The 21,371-nt window shown below is 60.9% G+C and carries 21 protein-coding genes; 5 read left to right on the top strand and 16 right to left on the bottom strand.

Annotated features, from left to right (window positions below):
• Positions 1-304: 304 nt before the first annotated feature.
• From SB756_RS04335 to SB756_RS04265, 15 genes are all read right to left on the bottom strand, one after another.
• Positions 305-1,438, bottom strand: coding sequence for an acyl-CoA dehydrogenase (locus tag SB756_RS04335; protein WP_341798508.1), 1,134 nt, complete (start codon positions 1,436-1,438; stop codon positions 305-307).
• Between the two features lie 28 nt (positions 1,439-1,466).
• Positions 1,467-2,663 (bottom strand): acyl-CoA dehydrogenase family protein, encoded by a 1,197-nt coding sequence (locus tag SB756_RS04330; protein ID WP_410910242.1) that lies wholly within the window; start codon positions 2,661-2,663, stop codon positions 1,467-1,469.
• Positions 2,664-2,676: 13 nt separating this feature from the next.
• The gene (locus tag SB756_RS04325) at positions 2,677-3,546 is read right to left on the bottom strand and encodes a MaoC/PaaZ C-terminal domain-containing protein (RefSeq protein WP_410910241.1); all 870 of its coding nucleotides are present in this window, start codon (positions 3,544-3,546) and stop codon (positions 2,677-2,679) included.
• Between the two features lie 70 nt (positions 3,547-3,616).
• A complete protein-coding gene (locus SB756_RS04320) occupies positions 3,617-4,534 on the bottom strand; it encodes an SDR family NAD(P)-dependent oxidoreductase (RefSeq protein ID WP_341798505.1) in 918 nt (305 codons plus the stop codon).
• Between the two features lie 63 nt (positions 4,535-4,597).
• The gene (locus SB756_RS04315; protein ID WP_341798504.1) at positions 4,598-5,410 is read right to left on the bottom strand and encodes an enoyl-CoA hydratase; all 813 of its coding nucleotides are present in this window, start codon (positions 5,408-5,410) and stop codon (positions 4,598-4,600) included.
• Between the two features lie 10 nt (positions 5,411-5,420).
• Positions 5,421-6,584, bottom strand: a complete 1,164-nt coding sequence (locus tag SB756_RS04310; protein WP_341798503.1) for an acyl-CoA dehydrogenase family protein — start codon at positions 6,582-6,584, stop codon at positions 5,421-5,423.
• 17 nt (positions 6,585-6,601) lie between these two features.
• On the bottom strand, positions 6,602-7,756 hold the full coding sequence (locus SB756_RS04305; RefSeq protein ID WP_410910240.1) for an acyl-CoA dehydrogenase family protein: 1,155 nt from the start codon (positions 7,754-7,756) through the stop codon (positions 6,602-6,604).
• Between the two features lie 2 nt (positions 7,757-7,758).
• Entirely contained in the window at positions 7,759-8,955 is a 1,197-nt protein-coding gene (locus SB756_RS04300) for an acyl-CoA dehydrogenase family protein (RefSeq protein WP_341798501.1), read from the bottom strand.
• A 10-nt stretch (positions 8,956-8,965) separates the two neighbouring features.
• On the bottom strand, positions 8,966-10,111 hold the full coding sequence (locus SB756_RS04295; RefSeq protein WP_341798500.1) for a CaiB/BaiF CoA transferase family protein: 1,146 nt from the start codon (positions 10,109-10,111) through the stop codon (positions 8,966-8,968).
• A gap of 1 nt (position 10,112) precedes the next feature.
• Positions 10,113-10,964, bottom strand: coding sequence for an SDR family oxidoreductase (locus tag SB756_RS04290; protein WP_341798499.1), 852 nt, complete (start codon positions 10,962-10,964; stop codon positions 10,113-10,115).
• Positions 10,965-10,967: 3 nt separating this feature from the next.
• Positions 10,968-11,759 carry an enoyl-CoA hydratase/isomerase family protein gene (locus tag SB756_RS04285; RefSeq protein ID WP_341798498.1) on the bottom strand — a complete coding sequence of 264 codons (792 nt, stop codon included), beginning with the start codon at positions 11,757-11,759 and terminating at the stop codon, positions 10,968-10,970.
• 10 nt (positions 11,760-11,769) lie between these two features.
• Positions 11,770-12,558: an enoyl-CoA hydratase/isomerase family protein gene (locus SB756_RS04280; RefSeq protein ID WP_341798497.1), complete on the bottom strand. Its 789-nt coding sequence runs from the start codon at positions 12,556-12,558 to the stop codon at positions 11,770-11,772.
• Between the two features lie 10 nt (positions 12,559-12,568).
• Positions 12,569-13,366: an enoyl-CoA hydratase/isomerase family protein gene (locus SB756_RS04275; RefSeq protein ID WP_410910239.1), complete on the bottom strand. Its 798-nt coding sequence runs from the start codon at positions 13,364-13,366 to the stop codon at positions 12,569-12,571.
• Entirely contained in the window at positions 13,363-14,514 is a 1,152-nt protein-coding gene (locus SB756_RS04270; RefSeq protein WP_341798495.1) for a thiolase, read from the bottom strand. Before SB756_RS04270 ends, SB756_RS04275 begins: the two co-directional genes overlap by 4 nt.
• 58 nt (positions 14,515-14,572) lie before the next feature.
• The gene (locus SB756_RS04265; RefSeq protein ID WP_341798494.1) at positions 14,573-14,941 is read right to left on the bottom strand and encodes a Zn-ribbon domain-containing OB-fold protein; all 369 of its coding nucleotides are present in this window, start codon (positions 14,939-14,941) and stop codon (positions 14,573-14,575) included.
• A 358-nt stretch (positions 14,942-15,299) separates the two neighbouring features.
• On the opposite strand from SB756_RS04265, the gene SB756_RS04260 reads away from it, so the two are divergent.
• From SB756_RS04260 to SB756_RS04240, 5 genes are read left to right on the top strand one after another with little or no spacing between them, the layout of a single operon-like run.
• Positions 15,300-16,496, top strand: a complete 1,197-nt coding sequence (locus SB756_RS04260; protein ID WP_410910238.1) for an acyl-CoA dehydrogenase family protein — start codon at positions 15,300-15,302, stop codon at positions 16,494-16,496.
• A 49-nt stretch (positions 16,497-16,545) separates the two neighbouring features.
• A complete protein-coding gene (locus SB756_RS04255; RefSeq protein WP_341798492.1) occupies positions 16,546-17,025 on the top strand; it encodes a MaoC family dehydratase in 480 nt (159 codons plus the stop codon).
• Between the two features lie 2 nt (positions 17,026-17,027).
• Positions 17,028-18,314 (top strand): CaiB/BaiF CoA transferase family protein, encoded by a 1,287-nt coding sequence (locus SB756_RS04250; protein WP_410910237.1) that lies wholly within the window; start codon positions 17,028-17,030, stop codon positions 18,312-18,314.
• A gap of 23 nt (positions 18,315-18,337) precedes the next feature.
• The gene (locus SB756_RS04245; protein WP_410910236.1) at positions 18,338-19,102 is read left to right on the top strand and encodes a glucose 1-dehydrogenase; all 765 of its coding nucleotides are present in this window, start codon (positions 18,338-18,340) and stop codon (positions 19,100-19,102) included.
• 25 nt (positions 19,103-19,127) lie between these two features.
• Complete coding sequence (locus SB756_RS04240; RefSeq protein ID WP_341798489.1) at positions 19,128-19,904, top strand: enoyl-CoA hydratase-related protein; 777 nt, start codon at positions 19,128-19,130, stop codon at positions 19,902-19,904.
• Positions 19,905-20,134: 230 nt separating this feature from the next.
• Here SB756_RS04240 and SB756_RS04235 read toward each other — a convergent pair whose 3' ends face one another.
• Positions 20,135-21,370, bottom strand: coding sequence for a CaiB/BaiF CoA transferase family protein (locus SB756_RS04235; protein WP_341798488.1), 1,236 nt, complete (start codon positions 21,368-21,370; stop codon positions 20,135-20,137).
• Position 21,371: the final 1 nt, after the last annotated feature.

The raw sequence follows: 21,371 nt of genomic DNA, 5'->3' as shown, positions 1-21,371 counted from the left end.
GACAGGCGCTACCCATTCCAATAACACTGCTCAGAAGCAGGTATAAACGACATGAAGCTATCTTTACCCTTGAGCCTTTCGCTGTCGGTTTTCGCACTGGTCATCGTCGCCCACTTTGTCGTCGAAGCTCGACAGATGGAACTGCGAGCACGCATCGCGGCATGTCATGCCCAGCCTTATACCTGCAACACCCCCTCTGCGAGTCTGGCGATGCTCCGCTAAACCCTGCGAATTCACCTCCAACGCAAACCGGGCCGCTAGGCGGCCCGGTGTATATGTGCGTACGAACAAGGCGCAGCCGCGGCTACATCAGCGAACCATATCGCTCGGTGTGGTGATCGCTATCCCCCCAACTCATATCGATCGTGGTCAGACGCTTGAAGTACCAACCGGCCGCCAGTTCATCAGTCATGCCCATGCCACCATGCAACTGGGTGGCCTGCTGCCCGATAACCCTACCCGCGCGCCCCACCAGTGTCTTGGCCGCTGATACCGCCCGCGCACGCTCATCGGCACGGGCATTGTCGAGGTTGGCGGCGGCATAATGGGTAATGGACCGCGCCTGCTCACTCAGACCAAGCATCTCTGCCACACGATGCTGCAACGCCTGGAAACTGCCAATGGGTTTGCCGAATTGCTTGCGCGTCTGCAAGTACTCGACTGTCAACTCAATCAAGCGGTCCATGCATCCAACCGCTTCTGCGCACAAGGCAAAGCAAGCTCGGTCTGCTGCCCACTCAAGATCCGCCAACCCCTTGTGCTCAACGCCCAACAGCGCCTCCCGGCTCACGCTGACGTCGGACAGTTCTATTTCAGCAACGCGCTGACCATCCAGCCCCGCAAAGCTGCGCACGTTGACACCAGGCGACCCTGCTTCAACCAGGAACAGGCTGATACCATCATGGTCGTCCTGCACCCCGCGGGTTCTGGCCGAAACGATCAACCAGTGGGCAGAGTCACCGTGTGAAACCACGCTCTTGCGTCCGTTCAAACGATAGCCAGTGCCCGTTTCACTGGCTTGGCACGTCACATCCGCCAGGTCAAAGCGGCTTTGTGGCTCAAGTGCAGCGAGGCTGACGCGGCACTCGCCGCGCGCCAGCAAAGGCAGCAACCGCTCTTTATGCTGCGCGCTGCCCACCCGCTGGAGCAACGGCCCCCCCACCAGCGCGGTGGCGAGAAAGGGTTCCAGTACCAGTCCGCGACCGAAGGCCTCCATCACCACCAGGGTTTCTTCGGCGCCGGCACCAAGACCGCCATATTGCTCATCCAGGCCAAGGGCCAGCAGACCCGTTTCAGCCAAGGACGACCAGTTGTCCTCGGACCAGCCTCGCGGGCTTTGGGCCAGGGTGCGGCGGGTCTCAAACTCATACTGACGCTCGACAAAGCGAGCGACCATGTCGGCGAGCATCTGTTGCTCTTCATCGAGGGAGAAGTCCATTGCAAAACCTCCAGGGCGTTAGCGCCGGTCACAAGCCAAGGGTCAATTTGCCAATAATGTTCTTCTGCACTTCCGTGGAGCCGCCGTAGATCGAGATCTTGCGCCAGTCCAGGTAGTGCGATGCCAACGCATTGAGCAGTTGCCCATTGGCAGTATCGACCTGCGTATCACCCTCCAGCGCCTGGGGTACGAACGGCACCGCGTAAGGGCCTGCGCACTCCATGATCAGCTCGGTCAGCCGCTGCTGTATCTCGGACCCACGGATTTTCAGCAGCGAAGCCTCAATCCCTTTGCCCTGGCCCTTGCCCTCCTGGTCGATCAAACGCAGCAGTGACCATTCATGGGCGTGCAGTTCCATCTCGATAGCGGCCACCTTGTCCCGAAACCGAACATCTTCAAGCAGCGGGCGGCCCTTCTTCTGGCTACTGGCAGCGATCTCCCGCAGTCGGCGCATGAAGCGCTTGCAGTTGCCTAGACCGGCGATGTTGGTGCGCTCATGCCCGAGCAGGTATTTAGCGATTCCCCAGCCTTTGTGCTCTTCGCCAACCAGGTTGTCACGGGGCACCCAGACATCATCGAAGAACACTTCGTTGACGTCGTGCCCGCCATCGAGCGTCTTGATCGGGCGTACCTGGATACCAGGGCTTGCCATGTCGATCAGCAGGAAAGAGATGCCCTCCTGCTGTCGGCCTTCATGATGGGTACGCACCAGGCAGAAAATCCAGTTTGCCCACTGGGCGAACGAGGTCCAGATCTTCTGGCCATTGACCCGGTACCCATCGCCACTGACTTCGGCGCGGCAGCGCAGCGCTGACAGATCAGAGCCAGCACCAGGTTCGGAGTAGCCCTGGCACCACCAGTCGCTCATGTCGAGGATGCGCGGAAGGAACCGGGCTTGCTGTTCCGGGGTGCCAAATTTCTGCAGCACCGGCGCCACCATCGACAACCCGAACGGCATTTGCCGGGGGGCACCTGCCGTGAAGCACTCCTCATCGAAAATATTACGTTGTGCGGCCGTCCAACCCGTACCGCCAAAGGCTACCGGCCAGCCCGGCGCGCCCCAGCCCCGTTGCTGCAAGATACGCTGCCAACGCACGTAATCCTCGCGTCCCAGGTGCTGAAAGTCCAACACCCGATCACGGATATCAGCCGGTAGCTCGCGCTCTACGAAGGCACGAACTTCCAGGCGAAACGCCAGTTCTTCGCTGCTTTGCTGAAAGTTCATCGACTCATACTCCTCAGGCGAGCTCGATCACGCCGTTGTTCAGCACAACGGTATCGCGGCTGTCGACACGAGCGCGCAGATGGACTTGGCTACCCTCGCCATTCCAGAACTGAAAGCGCAGCGTTTCGCCAGGATACACAGGCGAGGTAAAACGGGCGGCAATGCGCTTCAGCCGCCTGGCGTCGCCTTCAGCGCAGCGTTTGATTGCAGCGAACGCGGCCATGCCGTAGGTGGCCAGGCCATGCAGGATTGGTTGCTTGAAACCCGCACGTGCGGCGACTTCAGGGACGGCATGCAACGGGTTGGCATCGCCAGACAGCCTGTAGATCAGCGCAGCCTGCGCAGGCGAGAGCAATTCATACTCGAAATCCGGAGCGCGGTCAGGCACGGCTGGCAGGCTTTGCGGCGGCTCATCGCTGCGGCCACCTTGGGCGGAGTAGCCGCCATCGCCACGCAGGAACGACACCTGGCGCGTCTGGGCAATGCGCTCGCCGCTGGCCGCGTCGATGATATCGCGCAGCAGCTCGACGATCGCGCCCTTGCCTTCGCCTTTGTCACAGATGCGATTGACCTGGGTGCGGCTGATGACCGTGCCGCTCACTGGCATCGGCATGAACCAGCGGGTGTCTTGCTCGCCGTGTACCAGTTTCAGGTAATTGACACCGGTCTCGGGGTTGGTCATCCATGGCTTTGGCCAGGCAATCGCCGCCGCCAAGGTTGGCACCGCCTGAAGTCCTTCCTCAAAGGTGAACCGCAGATGGACAGGATCCATAGGGTCGCCACCAACTCCCAGACCCAGCGCATAAAGGATGGTGTCGCGCTCCGTGTACGTGCGCGTGACCTCTTCAATGGGCCAGTGCTTGACGCGTTCATAGTTCAGCATAGGGTTAGCTCGTAGTCGGGTCTCAGGCTCGCCCCACCGGCGGCGCCGATGGGGATCGGTCGCGTAGGGCTCAGATCGGTTCCCAGCTGTAGACGTCATGGGTCTGGTGCAATGGCAGGAAGCTCGAGCGCAAGGCCGGAATGGCGTGTTCGGCGACATCGCGCGGGGTCCAGCCGTTGTCACGGTGCACCGAACGGGTTACGCGAGGCTGGCTGACCAACATGATTTCATTGGCGCGCACGTAGAAAATTTGCCCAGAAACATCCTGGGCCTGGTCGGATGCCAGGAACACAGCCAGTGGCGCTTGGCGCGATGGATGCATCATGCGTTCCATGCGCTCGGCTTGCAGTTTTTTCTCTGGCGTATCGGTGGGCACCGCGCCAATCATGCGGCTCCAGGCAGCTGGTGAGATGCAATTGGAACGCACGCCGAAGTTGGCCATGTCCAGCGCAATGGCCTTGGACATACCGACGATCCCCATCTTCGCCGCTGCGTAGTTGACCTGCCCGATGTTCCCGACCAGACCGGTATTGGACGTCATGTGGATATAGCAACCCGAGCTTTGGCTGCGGAAGTGCGGCGCTGCTGCGCGTGCCATGAAGAACGAGCCGTTGAGGTGCACGTTGAGCACAGCTTGCCATTCCTGCTCGTCCATTTTATGGAACATGCGGTCGCGCAGGATACCGGCGTTGTTCACCACCGTGTCGATACGGCCGAAGGTGTCCATGGCGGTCTGCACGATACGGTGTGCCGAGTCCCAACCCGCCACGCTGTCGGTGCTGGCAACCGCCTCACCGCCAGCGGCCTTGATTTCGTCGACCACGCGCTGGGCCGGCCCTGCATCCTGGCCCTCGCCATGCACGGACGAACCCAAGTCATTGACCACGACACGTGCACCCTCGGCGGCCATGGCCAGCGCGATGGCGCGGCCGATGCCGTTACCTGCGCCGGTGACTACAACCACTTTGCCTTCAACCATTCCACTCATTGCGTATTCCTCTTGTTGTTAGTTGTGCCGTTACGCACCGGGGGTGCGCTGGGCCTTGTACGCTTAGCATTCGTCGTCAGGGAACTGCGGTGGGCGCTTTTCCATGAAGCTGGCGATACCCTCCCTGTAATCCGGCCCCTGATTGGCAATGGGCATGTCCAGACCAGCGCTCATGACGGCCTCATGGCAGGTCTGGAACGGCACCTCCCACAACTGCTGCTTCATCACGCGCATCGAGCGTGGTGAGCAGTTCTGAGCCAGGTCGCGAGCGTAGGCATAGGTATGCTCAGCCAGTTGCTCGGCCGGCACCGCGAGGTTTACCAAGCCCATGCGTTGTGCTTCCACGCCCTTGATCTTGCGGCCGGACAGCAACAGGTCCAGCGCATGAGCCTGGCCAACATGGTGCTCCAGGATCCAGGCCATGCCGTACTCAGCGGTAAGGCCACGGCGGGCGAACGCAGTGGTGATCGTGGCGTCTTCGGCAGCGAAACGAATATCACAGAACAACGCATGGATCAGGCCGATGCCAACAGTGGCGCCATTGAGCATGGCGATCACCGGTTTGGGGATGGCCGGGTAGTAAGAGCACCGCGTCTGCCAGTCGGCTCGCTTGCGCATGTCGAAGGGCCGCGGCAGCTTGGTCATCAGGCCGTTGGGGTCACCGCCGAAGCTGTTGATGTCACCACCCGCACAAAATGCCTTGCCGGCTCCGGTGAAGACAATCACGCGCACACCCTTGTCCGCTCCCGCCGCCTGCATGGCGTCATACACTTCGGTCGCCACCTGGTCATTCCAGCTGTTGAGCTGGTCAGGCCGATTGATGGTGATGGTGGCGATGCGGTCCTTGACCTCATAGAGAATGCTCTCGTAGCTCATGCCAGCTCCCTCAAAACGACCGTGGCAAACCGAGGATGTGCTCGGCTACATAGGACAGGATCAGGTTGGTGGAGATCGGGGCCACCTGATAAAGGCGAGTCTCGCGGAACTTGCGCTCTACATCGTATTCACAGGCAAAGCCGAAGCCGCCATGGGTTTGCAGGCAAGCGTTGGCCGCTTTCCAGGATGAAGTAGCCGCCAAGTGCTTGGCCATGTTGGCCTCGGCCCCGCACGGCTGATGTGCGTCAAACAGCTCGCAGGCGCGGTAACGCATCAGGTCGGCAGCCCGAATATCCATGTAGGCTTCAGCGATGGGGAACTGGATGCCCTGGTTTTTCCCGATTGGCCGGTCGAACACCACACGGTCATTGGCATACCGGGTCGCACGGTCGACAAACCAGTAGCCGTCACCGATGCATTCGGCGGCGATAAGGGTGCGCTCGGCGTTGAGCCCGTCGAGAATGTACTTGAACCCTTGGCCTTCCTCGCCAATCAGGTTCTCCTCCGGGATCTCGAGGTTATCGAAGAACAGCTCGTTGGTCTCGTGGTTGACCATATTGGGAATAGGCCGGACATCCAGGCCTTTGCCGATGGCGTCGTGCAGGTCGACCAGGAAGCAGGACAGGCCTTCGGACTTTTTCTTCACATCGGCCAGCGGCGTGGTACGCGCCAGCAGGATCATCATGTCCGAGTGCTGGACGCGGGAAATCCATACCTTTTGCCCGTTGACCACGTAACGATCACCCTTCTTGACCGCTGTGGTACGTAGCTTGGTGGTATCGGTGCCGGTGGTAGGCTCGGTCACGGCCATGGACTGCAGGCGCAATTCGCCACTGGCGATCTTGGGCAGATACTTGCGTTTCTGTGCGTCGGAACCATTACGCAACAGGGTATTCATGTTGTACATCTGGCCATGGCAGAACCCGGAGTTGCCGCCATTGCGGTTGATCTCCTCCATGATCACCGAGGCTTCAGCCAGCCCTAGCCCCGAACCACCGTATTCTTCGGGAATCAAAGCGGCCATCCAACCCGCCTTGGTCAGTGCGTCGACGAACGCTTCAGGGTAGACCCGCGCATGGTCAATCTGACGCCAGTATTCATCAGGAAATTCGCCACACAGGCCTCGCAGGGAGTCACGCAGTTCACGGTACGGATCGTTTGCGTCATGTTTCATAGCGTTCTCTCGTCGATTCAAGCGTCTGCGGCGATCAGGCCGCCATCGCTAGCCAGTTGCGCCAAATGGTGGTCGGCATCGCCGAACAGTATTTCGATCATGGACAGGCGGCGCATGTAATGACCCACCTGACATTCCTCGGTGACGCCGATTCCACCGTGCAACTGCACAGCCTGTTGCGCCACGAAGCGTGCCGAACGGTTGATCTGCACTTTGGCCGCAGCGATGGCACGGCGACGCTCAAGGGCGTCGCCATCGTTCACCATCATGCTGGCGTAATAGGCCATGCTGCGCGCCTGCTCGATCATTACCAACATGTCCACGGCGCTGTGCTGCAGCGCCTGGAACGAGCCGATCAACACCCCAAACTGCTTGCGAACCTTGAGGTACTCGACCGTCATGTCGAAAGCCTGCTGCATGGCCCCGACCGCCTCGGCGCACAACGCGGCCACGGCGCGATCCACCGCCTGTTCGATCAGCGGCAAGGCCTGCCGTGATGATCCCAGCAGCGCCGCCAGCGGCAGGCGCACGCCATCAAGCGTAATGTCCGCAGCGCGAAGGCGATCCTGGGTCTGGTAACCCCGGCGGCTAACACCTGCGGTTTTGGCATCAACGATGAAGAGCGCGACGCCATCGGCGTCCCGGCGTTCACCGCTGGTGCGGGCGGAGATAATCAACTGGTCTGCACAGTCGCCATGCAACACAAAGCGTTTGCAGCCATCGAGCACCCAATGGTCACCCTCGCGGCGCGCCCGCGTAGCGACATCTGCCAAGTCGTAACGTGCCTGGGCTTCGCTGTGGGCAAAAGCCAACAGACGCTCACCGGCGATCAGGGGTGGGAGGATCTCGGCCCGCTGCTGCGCATCGCCAGCACTGGCCAACAACCCACCGGCGAGCACCACGCTGGCCAGGTAAGGCTCAAGCAACAGTCCGCGGCCCACCGCTTCCATGACAATCATGGTTTCAGCTGGACCACCGTCAAAGCCACCATCGGCCTCGGTAAACGGCAGACCCAGCAAGCCCAGGTCGGCGTAGCGAGCCCACAGCTCCCGGCTCCAGCCTTCCTTCGTGTCCAGATAGCGACCGCGTTGCTCGAAGCCATAACGGTCGCCGACCAGGCGGTCGACCGCGTCCTTGAGCATGCGCTGTTCTTCATTGAAATCGAAATTCATGCTTAGAGTCCGAGCAGAGTTTTGGCCAGGATGTTGTGCTGGATTTCGTTGGAGCCCCCGACAATGGAGACATGGCGCACCCAGTAGTAATTTGGCGCGATGGTGCGCGCCCAATCATCGTCATGCTGTACCTCGCGCTCACCCACCACGAACGCCTGGTCGTACTCAATCGCGTTGTAGCCTGCCACCTCCATCAACAGTTCAGTCGCCGCCTGTTGCAGTTGCGAGCCTTTCATTTTCAGGATCGAACTGCGCGGGTCTGGGGTGTGCCCGTACTTCTCGCTGTCGGCGATAACGCGCATCTGGGTCATTTCCAAGGCCTTGAGTTCAACCTCCAAGGCCGCGACCCGTTCGCGAAAGCGTGGTTGGTCCGCCAGAACGCTTGCGCCCGTGGCCACGCTGCGAGCCAGTTGCTTGGCCCGTCTTACGCGGAATTTCGACAGGCCGACCCGGGCGATGCCGCCGCGCTCGCTACCGAGCAGGAACTTGGCGACATCCCAACCGCGGTTTTCCTCGCCAATCAGGTTGGCCACCGGAACCCGAACGTTATCCAGGAACATTTCGTTGGTTTCGTGGTGGCCATCGAGGGTGACAATCGGGCGAATTGAAATGCCAGGCGTTTTCATGTCCAGGAGCAGGAAACTGATGCCCTGCTGTTTCTTTGCCGTAGCGTCAGTGCGCACCAGCATGAAGCACCAATCAGCATGATGGGCCGTGGAGGTCCAGAGTTTCTGGCCATTGAGGACGTAATGATCACCCTCACGTACGGCGCTGGTACGCAACGAGGCAAGGTCCGATCCTGAACCAGGCTCGGAAAACCCTTGGCAGAACCAGTAGTCCATGTTCGCCACACGCGGCAGGAAATGTTCCTTCTGCGCTTGCGTCCCGAATGCAATCAAAACCGGGCCGATCATGTTCATGTTGAAAGAGATCGGCTCCGGCGCGGGCGCCATGTGCAGCTCTTCCTTGAAGATGTAGTGCTGGGTGGCACTCCAGGCCTGGCCGCCCCACTCGGGCGCCCAAGCCGGACAGGCCCAGCCCTTGGCGTTGAGGATTCGCACCCAGCTGACCATTTCTGCTTTCGAGAGTCGCTGGCCATATTCAACCTTGCGCCGAATCGACGCCGGCACTGCCGTTTTCAGAAAAGCCCTGACCTCATCGCGAAAAGCCAGTTCTTCCGGTGTAAATCGCAAATCCATAGGGGTTTCCTCAGTCGATGATGCCGGTGGCACGCAATTGCTCAACCCGCTCCGGGGTGAACCAGGCGGACAACGCGGCGTCGGTATTGGCTGGCGTGATGGGCTGCGGTGCGAAAGGCGTAACTGGCACACTGCGGGAAAAACGGGGCGCTGGCGCAGGTTGAGTCACACCGTCGACCACGATGAACGTGCCCCTGGCGCGCAAGTGCGGGTGCCCTGCGGCTTCAGAGAACGTCAGCACGCCGGTGGCACAAGCATCGCTGGCCTCGAGCACCGCCACCCATTCATCACGGCTTCGGGTACGGAAACGTGCGGCGAGCACCTTCTTGGCATTGGCCCACGCCTCGCGATCCATCTGATCGCCCAAGAGCTGCGGGTCCAGGTCCATCAGCCGCAGCAACTCGTCATAGAACTTGCTTTCGATCGGGCCAACGCTGATGAACTTGTCATCGGAACACAGGTAGCAGTCGTAGAACGGTGACCCACTGTCAGTAATGTTGGTGCCCCGCCCCTCTTTCCACATGCCAGCAGCCAACATGCCAAAGAAGGTGCTCGCCAAGTGTGCAGCCCCATCGACGATGGCTGCATCAACCACCTGCCCTTTACCCGAGCCACGCGCCTCCAGGATGCCAGCCAGCAGACCGAGCGCGAGATACAGCGACCCTCCCGCGTAGTCCCCCACCAGATTCAACGGGATGCTCGGCGGTTGCCCTTCACGACCAATGGCATCGAGGATACCGGTCAAGGCCAGATAATTGAGGTCATGCCCAGCATACTTGGCCAGCGGGCCGTCCTGGCCCCAGCCGGTCATCCGGCCGTACACCAGGCGTGGGTTGCGCGCCAGGCAGTCATCCGGGCCCAGGCCCAAGCGTTCGGTCACCCCAGGGCGGAAACCCTCGATCAGTGCGTCGGCTTGTTCCACCAATTGCAGTACTGTCTCCACCCCTGCCGGATCCTTGAGGTCGACGGCGACCGCGTAGCGGTTGCGCAGCAGGGTGTTGTACTGCAGCGGACGCTCGATACCGAGCTTGGCCGGCTGTTTACGATCGACGCGGATTACCGTTGCGCCCAGGTCTGCCAACAACATGGCGCACATCGGACCTGGGCCGATGCCGGCAAGCTCGACAACCTTGATTCCGGAAAGTGGCCCGGCCATGTCAGCTGCGCCCCTGGCCGCGCATCGCTTGCCATTGCTCTTCATTCCAGTCCTGCATGGCACGGAAGCTGGGCCCGCCAACCCCTTGCATCCAGCGCCCGCCATCAATCACCACCATTTCGCCCGTGATGTAGGACGAACCATCGCAAGCCAGGTAGCTGTAGAGGTCAGCCAGCTCTCGGTGGTCGCCAAAGCGCCGCAAAGGCACGCTCTTTTCCTGCGGCTCCACCTGCGAACCTGGCGGATAGAGCTGCTCCCAGGCACCTGGGGTGGGGAACAGGCCCGGTGCTACGCAGTTCAGACGAATGCCCTTGGGCCCCCACTCCACGGCCAGGCTGCGGGTCATGGCCAGCACGCCAGCCTTGGCCGCTGCGCTGGGCGCGGTGAAGGCCGACCCCGTCATGGTTGGCGTGGACACCGTACTGATCACATTGCCCGGGCGCCCTTCAGCAATCCAGCGCTTGCCAGCTGCAATCGCACAATAGAAGCTGCCGTGCAGGACGATGTCCAATACCGCATCCACTGCTCGCGGCGACAGGGTTTCGGTGCGCGCGATGAAGTTGGCGGCGGCGTTGCACAGCAACACATCCAACGGGCCACTGCGCCATACCTCTTCCATCATGGCTTCGACCGATTCGGCGTCACGCACATCAGCTTGCACGGTGGCGACACGTGCCCCCGGCAGTGCAGCGCGGAACTCTTCGGCAGTCGCTTCAAGCACTTCCTTGCGGCGGCCGGCGATCACCAGCTCAGCGCCCAGCTCCAGGTAGCGCTTGCCAATACTCTTGCCCAGCCCCGTGCCGCCGCCGGTGATGAGGATTTTCTTGCCAGCCAAAAGGTCGTTTGCGTACATGCTTCAATTCCCGCTGAAAGTCGGTTGACGTTTTTCCATGAAGGCCGCAACGGCTTCCTGGTGATCCTGGGTCTGGCGCGTCAGCGGGTTGAGGTCGACCTCACGGCGCCAGGCGGCCTCCACGCTGTCACCACCACGCACCAGCGAAGCTTTGAGCAACGCCAATGTCACAGGTGGCAGTTGAGCCAGCTTCTGGGCACGCTGCACCGCTGCCTCCAGGGCCTGCCCCGGCGCCACCACCTGATTGAACAGCCCCAGTTCGCCAGCTTTGACGCCGTCGAACGGTTCGGCGCTGAGCATCAACTGGCGGGCCTTGCCGGCACCGACTTTCTGCGGCAGGGTCCACAACAGCCCCGTGTCGGGCAACAAACCCACCTTGACGAAAGAGCAAGCCAGCTTGGCCGACTCACTCCCGACGGTCAGGTCGCAGGCCGCGGCGAGCGACAGTCCAGCCCCCATGCAGTTGCCTTCAACAGCTGCCACCACAGGCTTGTCGCCGGTGAAAATCAGACGGAATAGCCGGACCCCGATGCTGATGCGCTCACGCATGTCCAGCAACGAAGACGGTGCGGTGGTCATCTCCGAAAGGTCACCTCCGGCACAGAAGTGTTCACCTGCACCGGTCAGCACGATGGCGCGGCAAGTGTCGTCCTGATGATGAAGCCTGTGAAACGTCTCCAGCAGTGCCAAACGCATCTTCAGTGAGAAGGCGTTGCGACGCTCCGGATAGTTCATGGTGACAATTGCCACCCCGCCCCGATGCTCGACCTGGACGATTTCGCTGTGTTGAGTCATCACAGGTTCCTTATTGGCCGGTAAATACAGGGGCGCGCTTTTCGAGGAAGGCATTAGCCGCCTCCAGGTGATCGCGCGACTGACGCAACAACGGCTGATAGTCGATTTCGGCGCGTAACGCAGCGTCCATCTCGTCTGCTGAAAACGTCAACGCGGTCTTGGTCAAGGCCACGCCCAGCGGGGGTAATTTGGCCAAAGACTTGGCGTACTCGATGGCTACGCTCAGCGCCTGGCCTGGCTCGACCACTTGATTGGCCAAGCCAATGCGCCCGGCTTCGACACCGTCAATTTCTCGCGCCAACGACAGCAGCTCGCGCGCCTTGGCGGGCCCCACCCTGTTTTGAAGGGTCCACAACACGCCGGTGTCAGGAATCAGCCCTATACGCAGGAAGGCGGCGCAGAACCGTGCGTTCGATGCCGCTACCAGGTAATCGCTCGCCACGGCCAGCGACAGGCCGGCACCGAATGCCACGCCTTCCACTGCCACCACAACAGGCTTGGGGCCACCGAGCAGGTCGCGCACCACTTCGCAGGACTCTGCAAGGATCTCTCGGCTCTGCAGTACGGTGCGCTTGGTCATCTCGGAAATGTCAGCGCCGGCACTGAATTGCCCGCCAGCGCCTGTCAGCACCACAGCCCGGGACTCAGGGTCGGCGACCATGAGCCGATGCACGGTGTCGCGCAACGCCAGGCGCATCTGGCGCCCCATCGCATTACGGCGCTCAGCATTGTTGAGGGTGATGATGGCCACTTCGCCATCGCGGGTAACCTGAATGCGTTCGTCGGTATGTTCGGACATCGTGCTCTCCTCAGTTGCCAACGAACACGGCAGGGCGTTTTTCCATGAAGGCTTTTGCTGCCTCCTGATGGTCCTGGCTGCGGCGCATGATTGGCTGCAGGTTCACTTCGGTCTCGATCGCTTGATCCAGCGAGCCGATGCCGTTGGCCAGCGCAGCCTTGAGGTGTGCGACAGCCAGGGGTGGCATCCGCGCATACTGGCGAGCCACCTCCAATGCGGCTTGGCGAGTTTCGCCAGCGGGCGCGAGCTGGTTGGCAAAGCCGCTATGCAAGGCTTGCTCGCCATTGAATTCATCGGCGGTGAGCATCAGTTCACGCGCTTTCCCAGCGCCCACGCGCTGAGCGAGCGACCAGAAAAGCCCGGTATCGGGCATCAGCCCAACCTTGACGAATGCGCAGGCATAGCGGGTATCGGGCGCAGAGACCACGTAGTCACTGGCTGCGGCGAGCGAAACGCCTGCGCCCATGGCAAACCCCTCGACAGCAGCGATCACCGCTTTAGGCCCTTCAACCAGCAGGCGGAAGATGTTCAGCGGCAGCAGGTTGCGTTCGCGGTACTCCATCACCGTGCGGTCTTTCATTTCGGAGATGTCGCCACCCGCGCAGAACACCCCGTTGGCGCCGGTCAGCACAATGGCCTGGCATTCGGCGTCGTGGTACATGAGGCCATAGAGGCGCTCATACAGTGTTTCGCGCATTTTCAGCGAGAAGGCGTTGCGCCGCTGGGGGTAGTTCAAGGTAACGATGGCGACGCCTTCGTCGTACTCGACCTGAACAATATCGTCGGTATTTGCCTGGACCTCGCTCACAGCGTCTCCTCCGTACCCAGGATCAACGTTGCCTGGCTCGACAGCACACCGCCATTGCCGTGGGCGATCGCCAGCTTGGCGTCGGCCACTTGCCGCGCGCCGCATTGCCCCATCAGCTGCTGGGTGGCTTCAACCATGGTGAACAGGCCGTACATGCCTGGGTGCACACACGACAGGCCGCCCCCGTTGGTATTCACTGCGAGCCGGCCACCGGGTGCGATCGCGCCGCCCGATACAAAGCGCCCGCCCTCGCCTTTCGGGCAGAACCCAAGGTCTTCGAGAAACAGAATCGGGTTGATGGTGAAGGCGTCATAGAGCATCACCACATCGATATCCGAGGGGCTGACACCGGCCATCTCATAGGCACGCTGGCCAGATTCCCGCGCAGCGGTAACCGTCAGGTCTGCCATCGACGCAATCTCACGGTGCGTGGTAGCAGAACCGGCGCCCAGTACATAAGCAGGGCGTTTGGCCAGATCACGGGCACGGTCGGCCCGAACCATGACCACCGCTGCAGCACCGTCGGTCACCAGGCAGCAATCGCGTACGGTCAGGGGGTCAGAAACCATGCGCGCACCCAGCACGTCGCTGATGCTCAGCTCATCGCGCATGTACGCATCGGGGTTGAGTTGCGCCCACTTACGCGCCGCAACGGCAACCTCGGCAAGCTGTTCACGGGTGGTGCCGTACTGATGCATGTGCCGTGCGGCCGCCAGCGCGTAGGAAGACACAGGGTTCATCGGCCGGTAGGGGGTTTCCCAGGGCGACGGGCGTGAAGACTGCACCAGTTTGCCCGAGGCGCTTTTCTGGTTGCTACCGTAGGCAATCAGTGCGACATCGATCTGCCCCGAGGCCAAGGCCATCGCGGCAGTATGGGCATAGATCTGGAATGCCGAACCACCGGTGCGGTTGTTGTCGGTGAACCGGGGGTGAATGCCCAGGTACTCAGAAAAGGTAAGCCCAGAGAGCATGTCGTCAGGCACACTGACGAACAGCCCATCCACATCAGCAGGTGTCAGCCCCACCTGCGCCAGGGCACGTACGCTGGCAGCAGCGGCCAGGTCCATGGACGACAGCCCTGGCGCCTCGCCCATCCCGTATGTGGCTCCCGCCACGATGGCTGTTTGTCCACGAAGACTTTGTTTCATAGTTTCCTGCCTTTGTTGTTATTGCTGCAGGTTGCGAATGGTTTTGCCGTGCGTCAGGTCAGGCTGGCTCGAACACCAGCAACGGCGCGCCATCGTCGAGCTGAACGATCTTTGCCCGCACGCTCATGCCTATCTGCACGTCTTCGGGCGCCACACCCTCAACCCGGGACATCATGCGCACGCCCTCCTCCAGGTCGATCAAGGCGACGTTGTAGTTAGGGGTCGGGGGGCGCTGACGGACCACGGTGGAGGAATACACCACACCGCGGCCACTGGCCTGTACCCACTCCAGGTCGGTATTGCCGGTACCGGGTTGAGCTACGCGGGGGTAGAAGCAGTAACCACCGTTCTGGCGACTGCGCTGCAGCATGAAACGCCCCTCAGTGAGGAACTGTTGGTAATCCGATTCTGGCAACAGGCTTTGCATAAGCCCTCCGTTGAGCTGCAGAATTAGTTTTTATGAACGATGTTCCGAATGCTAAACGCTGACATCTTGATCCGTCAAGCTGCTCGATACCGTTTCCCCTCCTCTTATGCACTATGCCAAACGGCGTTTCCATTATTTTCTGCGCTTTCCCACCCCTTGTGTCTGCAGCCCAGTAACTCCGCGACACGCCTGAACACCCGCCTGGCTTGGCTCAAGTACAAAATCAGAACCCGCGATGACGGTTTACCCGCTCAGTGCGCCTTGACACCCTCAACATACGTCGTTTACTTTTACGAACAGCGTTCAGAATAACACTCCACCCCGAACGACATTGAACGCAGTGGGTGAGCAGTCCTCGATGGGAGCCAACAGAACCGTGAACTACGAATTGACCGATGAGCAGCGTGAGATCCAGGACTTGATTCGTCGGGTCGCTCGGGAAAAAGTTGCGCCACGCGCAGACGAGATCGATCGCACGGCGCAATACCCCCATGACATGTTCGCGCTTCTCAAAGAGTTGGGGCTGTTCGCCCTGCCGTTTCCGACTGAATACGGTGGCACCAACAGCTTGCTGTCGGCCTGCATAGCCGTCGAGGAACTGGGGCGTGTCTGCTACAACACCGGCTACCTGCTCGTTGTGCAATGGACGCCGTTCGGGGCAATCCTCGCTGGCGGAACCGAGGAACAGAAGCAACGCTTATTGCCAGGTCTTGCCAGCGGCGACCTGCGCGGTGCCCTGTCGATCACCGAACCGCAAAGCGGCTCGGATGTCTCCGGCATCAAGACCTCTGCACGCCGTACCGAAGGCGGCTATGTGCTGAACGGCTCGAAAATCTGGTGTACCAACTCCAACATCGCCGACTTCATCCTGGTCGCTGCCAAGACTGTCGCCGAGGATGGCACGGGCTTGGGCATCAACCTGTTCATCGTTGATCGCGATACGCCCGGCCTTACGATTGGTGCGCCAGAAGACAAGATGGGAGCCAGGGGGGTAGCAGCCTGCCCGCTGTTCTTCGATGACGCCTTCGTGCCGGTCGCCAACCGCCTCGGCCCCGAGGGAGGCGAAGGTTTCAAGATCGCCATGGAGGCGCTCAATACCAGCCGTCCACTGGTGGCCGCCAGGGCGGTGGGGTTGGCTCAGGGCGCCATCGATCATTCGGTGGACTACATCCAGAACCGCGTCACCTTCAAACAGAAAGTCAGCGACTTCCAAGGCATACGCTGGATGATCGCAGACATGGTCACCCAGACCGAAGCTGCCCGCCAGCTGGTCTATCGCACCGCGTCCATGGTCGATGCCGGCGTTACCGGCCGCACACTCGCACCCATGGCGGCCATGTCGAAGATGTTCGCCTCGGACGTGGCGATGAAAGTCGCCACTGACGCCGTGCAGCTGTTCGGGGCCGCAGGCATTTCCAATGAATACCCGATCAACCGCTACTTCCGCGACGCCAAGGTGGTGCAGATCATCGAGGGCACCAACCAGATTCAGCGAAACATCATTGCCGACAGCGTGCTCGGACGTGTTGCCCGCAACGACGCCAAACCCCGTTAAGTCGCAATCAGTTGCAGTTCCAAATAACCAACCTTAGGGAACAACAAGAATGGAACAGATCGAAACCGTGGGCCTTGGCATTCACTGGGAAGACCTCCCGGTCGGGCGCCGCTTCAAAACCGTGGGCCGCACCGTCACGGAGGCGGATGTTGTCAACTTCGTCTCCGTGACCGGCATGCTCGAAGTGCTTTTCACCAATGTCGAATTCCTCAAGGAACAGTCCGCCATCAAGGGCCGCGTTGCCCCTGGGGCCCTGGTGTTCACGTTTGCAGAAGGCTTGCTTACCCAAGCGACCATGCAAGGGGTGGGTTTTGCGTTCCTCAATATGGAACTGGACATCAAGGGCCCGGTATTCGTCGGTGACACCATTCATGTCGAGTGTGAGGTCATCGAGTGCCGCGAAAGCAAGGGCCGGCCTGGGCTGGGCCTGGTGCGTACCCGCAACCGCATCTACAAGCAAGATGGCACGCTGGTGCAGGAGTACACCCCCCTGCGCCTCGTTAAAGGCAAGGACTACAGGGCTGACTGATCATGACCCAACGGGCATTGGCACAACCCACCGGCCCGCTGTCGGGGCTGCGTGTGATCGACCTCACGATCAACGTCCTTGGCCCCGTCGCCACTCAGATTCTGGGCGACATGGGGGCGGACGTGATCAAGGTGGAACCGCCAACCGGCGATCAAAACCGACAGAACGGCCCGGGTCGAAATCCCGGTATGTCGGTGTTCTACCTCATCATGAACCGCAACAAACGCAGCGTGGTGCTCGACCTCAAGCAGCCGGCGTGCATGGAGGCTTTGCTCAAACTGGTTGAAACAGCCGATGTCGTCGTGCATAGCATGCGGCCGAGCGCAGCCAAGCGGCTGGGCATCTGCTATGAAAAACTGAGCGCCCGCAACCCCAAGATCATCTACGCCTTCGCGCCTGGCTACCGTAGCGACGGTCCGTACGCCAACATGCCGGCGTTCGATGACGTTATCCAGGGCGAGAGCGGTCTGGCGGCGATCAACCGCGATAGCGACGGCCGCCCGCGCTATTTCCCAACGGTCATCGTCGATAAATTCTGCGGTTACGTACTGGCCTCCTCCATCAGCATGGCCTTGCTGCACCGCGAGCGCACCGGCCAGGGACAGGAAGTGCGCGTCCCGATGATGGAGACCATGCTGCAGTTCAACTTGTTCGAACACCTCTGGGAGGGCGCGCTGGGCAAGTCCGACGGCCTGGGCTACACCCGAATGTTCTCGGCCAATCGCCGGCCATACGCGACGCGCGACGGCTACATCTGCCTGCTGGCGGTCAATGACGAGCAGTGGCGACGTGTGTTGACCGCAATCGGCCGGCCTGAGCTGCTGGAAGATCCTCGCTTCTGCCGCATGACCGAGCGCATGCGCCATATCAATGAGTTGTACAGCATCCTTGGGGAAGTGATCGCCACGCAGACCTCCGGGCACTGGGAAACCTTGTTCGATGAGGCCGACGTACCCCATGGTCAGGTCCGCGAACTGCACGACATGATGAATGACGAGTATCTGAAGGAGACCGAATTCTTCAAGAAAGTCCAGCATCCGACCGAGGGGGAACTGGTCATGACCTCGATCCCCGTGGAGTTCTCCGCCTCCCCTGGCAACGTGCGCTATTTGCCCCCGAATCTGGGCGAACACAGCAGTGAAATCCTCGGCGAGCTGGGCTACAGCCATGAGCAGATCAGTGCCCTTTGCGCTGGTCGTGCACCGGCTGCAGCGACGGCGCCGGCACCTGCCCTGCACGCAAGCGCTGAGGGCATGAATCCTGAAACCGCGGCTCAGCCGCGTCCCTGATAAAAGACTCAAAGGTACTCGTGATGAAAGGACTGAAAGATAAAGTCGTAGTAGTGACCGGGGGCGCGGGTGGCATTGGTAGCGCCATTTGCAAACGCTTCAGCGAAGCCGGCGCGGTTGTGGCCGTGTTCGACCTGAACACCCAGGCTGCAAGCGCCTTGGTTGGCGAAATAGAAGCAGCCGGTGGTCGCGCCCGCGACTACAGCGTCGATATCACCGACCATGAAGTAGTCCACGCGGCAGTAGCGCGCGTGGAAGAAGAACTGGGCCCCATCGACGTGCTGGTCAACAACGCTGGCTGGGACACAGGTGCGTTCTTCCTTCAGACCGAAAAGCCGTTTTGGGACAAGGTTGTCGCCATCAACCTGTACGGCCCGCTCAACATGCACCATGCAGTATTGCGCCGGATGAGCGAGCGCGGGCATGGCCGTGTGGTGAATATCTCTTCCGACGCCGGCCGCGTTGGCTCCTCGATGGAGGCCGTGTATTCCTTCTGCAAGGGCGGCCTGATTGCCTTCAGCAAAACCATGGCGCGGGAAATGGCCCGCCAGCAGATACCGGTCAACGTCGTGTGCCCAGGGCCTACCGCAACAGCATTGCTGGACAACCTCGCCCAGGGCGAAAAGGGCGAGCGGATCAAGGCCGGGCTGGTCAAGGCAGTGCCGTTTGGTCGCATGGGGCAACCAGACGACATCGCCGGGACGGTGCTGTTCCTGGCCAGTGACGATGCTGCGTTCATCACCGGCCAGGTGATCAGCGTATCTGGCGGCTTGACGATGGTCGGCTGAGCCTGAATTTTTTAAGGAGTGAAGCATGGAATTCCAAGATATCCTGTACACCGAAGACAACGGCATCGCCACCATCACCATCAACCGTCCCCAGGTCTACAACGCCTTCACCGCCAACACCTGTGAGGAACTGATACAGGCGTTCAGCCAAGCCGGCTACAACAAGGACATCGGCGTAGTGGTGCTCACCGGCGCGGGTGACAAGGCCTTTTGCACCGGCAGCGATCAATCCGGCGGTAGGCACAAGGGGCGCGGGGTGGTAGGCCTGCCGATCGAGGAGCTGCAAAGCATTATCCGTGACATCCCCAAGCCGGTCATCGCACGTGTCAACGGTTACGCCATTGGCGGCGGTAACGTGCTGGTGACCCTCTGCGACCTGGCGATTGCCGCCGATACAGCGCAGCTTGGGCAGGTGGGGCCGAAGGTTGGCTCGGTCGACCCAGGCTTCGGCACCGCCCTGCTCGCCCGCCTTGCCGGTGACAAGCGTGCGCGCGAAATCTGGTACCTGTGCAAACGCTACACCGCGCAGCAAGCGCTGGACTGGGGCCTGGTCAATGCGGTTGTGCCGGCAGACCAGCTGGATGCCGAAGTCAGAAAATGGTGTGACGACATCCTGCAGATGAGCCCGACCGCCATCGCGTTGGCCAAGCGCTCCTTCAATATGGATAACGAGAACATTCGTGGCATTGGCGCATTCGCCATGCAAGCACTGGCCATGTACTACGACACCGAAGAGTCCAAGGAAGGCGGTAATGCCTTCCGCGAGAAACGCAAGCCTGAGTTCCGCAAATACGTGAAGTGATCATCCGAATGCTCGCACGATGACTGCTGTCAGCCCCTGGTGCGCATCGCCAGGGTGACTGCGGGGTTATCGGCGCACCTTGGCTTGGTACCCTTTTGCCGCCCGCTTTATGCCGGCGGCGTTTTTTTGCCCTGCATTCATGCCGATTCCCAGCAAAAGAAAACCCGGCTACGCAAAGCGGGCCGGGTGGGGTACAGGCAACGACGGAACAGCGGTGGCGCCACTCTGCGCTAGATCACACGCTTCTCACGCAGCGCTTTTATTTCGGTCTCATCCAGGCCCAGCCATTCGCCCAGAATGCTGTCGGTGTGCTCACCCTGGGTTGGCGGTGCCTTGTAGTCAACGATGGGGGTAGCCGAGAACTTGACCGGGTTGGCGACCATCCTGACCTTGCCATTCGCTGAAGAGGCGTGCGGACTTTCCACGCACATGCCACGTTCCTGCACATGCGGGTCGGCGAAGACTTGTTCCAGGTTGTTGATAGGGCCCGCCGGCACGCCTGCTTCATCCAGGGCGCGCAGTAAGTCAAGCACTGTCCACGTGGCCACCAATGGTTCGAACACCTCGCCCAGGGCACGACGGTTGACCACGCGCAGGGGGATCTCGGCGAACCGCGCATCCAGCGTCAGCTCCGGATGGCCGAGCACCTCACAAAAACGGGCGTACTGTTCGTTGTTGCCGGCAACAATCATGATGTCGCCATCGGCACAGCGGAACATACGCGAAGGCATGCCGCCATTGCCCTCGGTGCCCCGCCTTACGGGAACGTCGCCCGACACCAGGTATTGGCTGGCGTAGTGGGAGGTCGATGCGATCAAGGCATCGAGCAGGGCAATGTCGATATGCTGCCCCGGGGCACCATTGACGTCGCGCGCATACAGCGCCGCTTGAATGGCATAGGCCGCGTATTGGCCAGCCAGGATGTCTGCCAGACTCGGCCCGGTTTTCATGGGGCCGCCGCCGGGGGTTTCATCGGGTAAGCCGGTGATGCTCATCAACCCGCCCATGGCCTGGAAGATCGAATCGTAACCGGGTCGCGGAGCGTAAGGGCCGGTCTGGCCGAATCCGGTCAACGAGCAATAGATCAGCTGCGGGTTCACTTCCCGCAACGAGGCGTAGTCCAAGCCATAGCGCTTGAGGTCTCCCACCTTGTAGTTTTCCAGCAGAACGTCGCACTTGCCCACCAACTGGCGGATCAGCGCCTGGCCTTCGGGTTTTGCAATGTCACACGTGATGGATTTCTTGTTGCGGTTGGTGCTGATGTAGAACGAAGACTCTCGCGTGTTCTGCCCCTGCGCATCCTGCAGGAAAGGCGGGCCGAACTGGCGTGAATCGTCACCTTTGCCAGGCCGTTCGATCTTGATCACCTCAGCCCCAAGGTCGGCAAGCATCTGCGCGGCCCAGGGGCCGGCGAGGATGCGGCTCATGTCGAGCACACGAACATTGCTAAGCGGGCCCTTACTCATC

It is taken from the genome of Pseudomonas sp. SIMBA_068 (assembly GCF_046534705.1).
GTDB classification, from domain to species: Bacteria; Pseudomonadota; Gammaproteobacteria; order Pseudomonadales; family Pseudomonadaceae; genus Aquipseudomonas; species Aquipseudomonas putida.
The sequence above is the reverse complement of the archived record's forward strand: the minus strand, read 5'-3'. Positions and strand labels throughout refer to the sequence as shown.

Bases quoted from the DNA above. Each gene is read 5' to 3' on its own strand.
- SB756_RS04335 (WP_341798508.1), bottom strand. From the start codon at position 1,438: ATGGACTTCTCCCTCGATGAAGAGCAACAGATGCTCGCCGACATGGTC.
- SB756_RS04330 (WP_410910242.1), bottom strand. From the start codon at position 2,663: ATGAACTTTCAGCAAAGCAGCGAAGAACTGGCGTTTCGCCTGGAAGTT.
- SB756_RS04325 (WP_410910241.1), bottom strand. From the start codon at position 3,546: ATGCTGAACTATGAACGCGTCAAGCACTGGCCCATTGAAGAGGTCACG.
- SB756_RS04320 (WP_341798505.1), bottom strand. From the start codon at position 4,534: ATGAGTGGAATGGTTGAAGGCAAAGTGGTTGTAGTCACCGGCGCAGGT.
- SB756_RS04315 (WP_341798504.1), bottom strand. From the start codon at position 5,410: ATGAGCTACGAGAGCATTCTCTATGAGGTCAAGGACCGCATCGCCACC.
- SB756_RS04310 (WP_341798503.1), bottom strand. From the start codon at position 6,584: ATGAAACATGACGCAAACGATCCGTACCGTGAACTGCGTGACTCCCTG.
- SB756_RS04305 (WP_410910240.1), bottom strand. From the start codon at position 7,756: ATGAATTTCGATTTCAATGAAGAACAGCGCATGCTCAAGGACGCGGTC.
- SB756_RS04300 (WP_341798501.1), bottom strand. From the start codon at position 8,955: ATGGATTTGCGATTTACACCGGAAGAACTGGCTTTTCGCGATGAGGTC.
- SB756_RS04295 (WP_341798500.1), bottom strand. From the start codon at position 10,111: ATGGCCGGGCCACTTTCCGGAATCAAGGTTGTCGAGCTTGCCGGCATC.
- SB756_RS04290 (WP_341798499.1), bottom strand. From the start codon at position 10,964: ATGTACGCAAACGACCTTTTGGCTGGCAAGAAAATCCTCATCACCGGC.
- SB756_RS04285 (WP_341798498.1), bottom strand. From the start codon at position 11,759: ATGACTCAACACAGCGAAATCGTCCAGGTCGAGCATCGGGGCGGGGTG.
- SB756_RS04280 (WP_341798497.1), bottom strand. From the start codon at position 12,558: ATGTCCGAACATACCGACGAACGCATTCAGGTTACCCGCGATGGCGAA.
- SB756_RS04270 (WP_341798495.1), bottom strand. From the start codon at position 14,514: ATGAAACAAAGTCTTCGTGGACAAACAGCCATCGTGGCGGGAGCCACA.
- SB756_RS04265 (WP_341798494.1), bottom strand. From the start codon at position 14,941: ATGCAAAGCCTGTTGCCAGAATCGGATTACCAACAGTTCCTCACTGAG.
- SB756_RS04260 (WP_410910238.1), top strand. From the start codon at position 15,300: ATGGGAGCCAACAGAACCGTGAACTACGAATTGACCGATGAGCAGCGT.
- SB756_RS04255 (WP_341798492.1), top strand. From the start codon at position 16,546: ATGGAACAGATCGAAACCGTGGGCCTTGGCATTCACTGGGAAGACCTC.
- SB756_RS04250 (WP_410910237.1), top strand. From the start codon at position 17,028: ATGACCCAACGGGCATTGGCACAACCCACCGGCCCGCTGTCGGGGCTG.
- SB756_RS04245 (WP_410910236.1), top strand. From the start codon at position 18,338: ATGAAAGGACTGAAAGATAAAGTCGTAGTAGTGACCGGGGGCGCGGGT.
- SB756_RS04240 (WP_341798489.1), top strand. From the start codon at position 19,128: ATGGAATTCCAAGATATCCTGTACACCGAAGACAACGGCATCGCCACC.
- SB756_RS04235 (WP_341798488.1), bottom strand. From the start codon at position 21,370: ATGAGTAAGGGCCCGCTTAGCAATGTTCGTGTGCTCGACATGAGCCGC.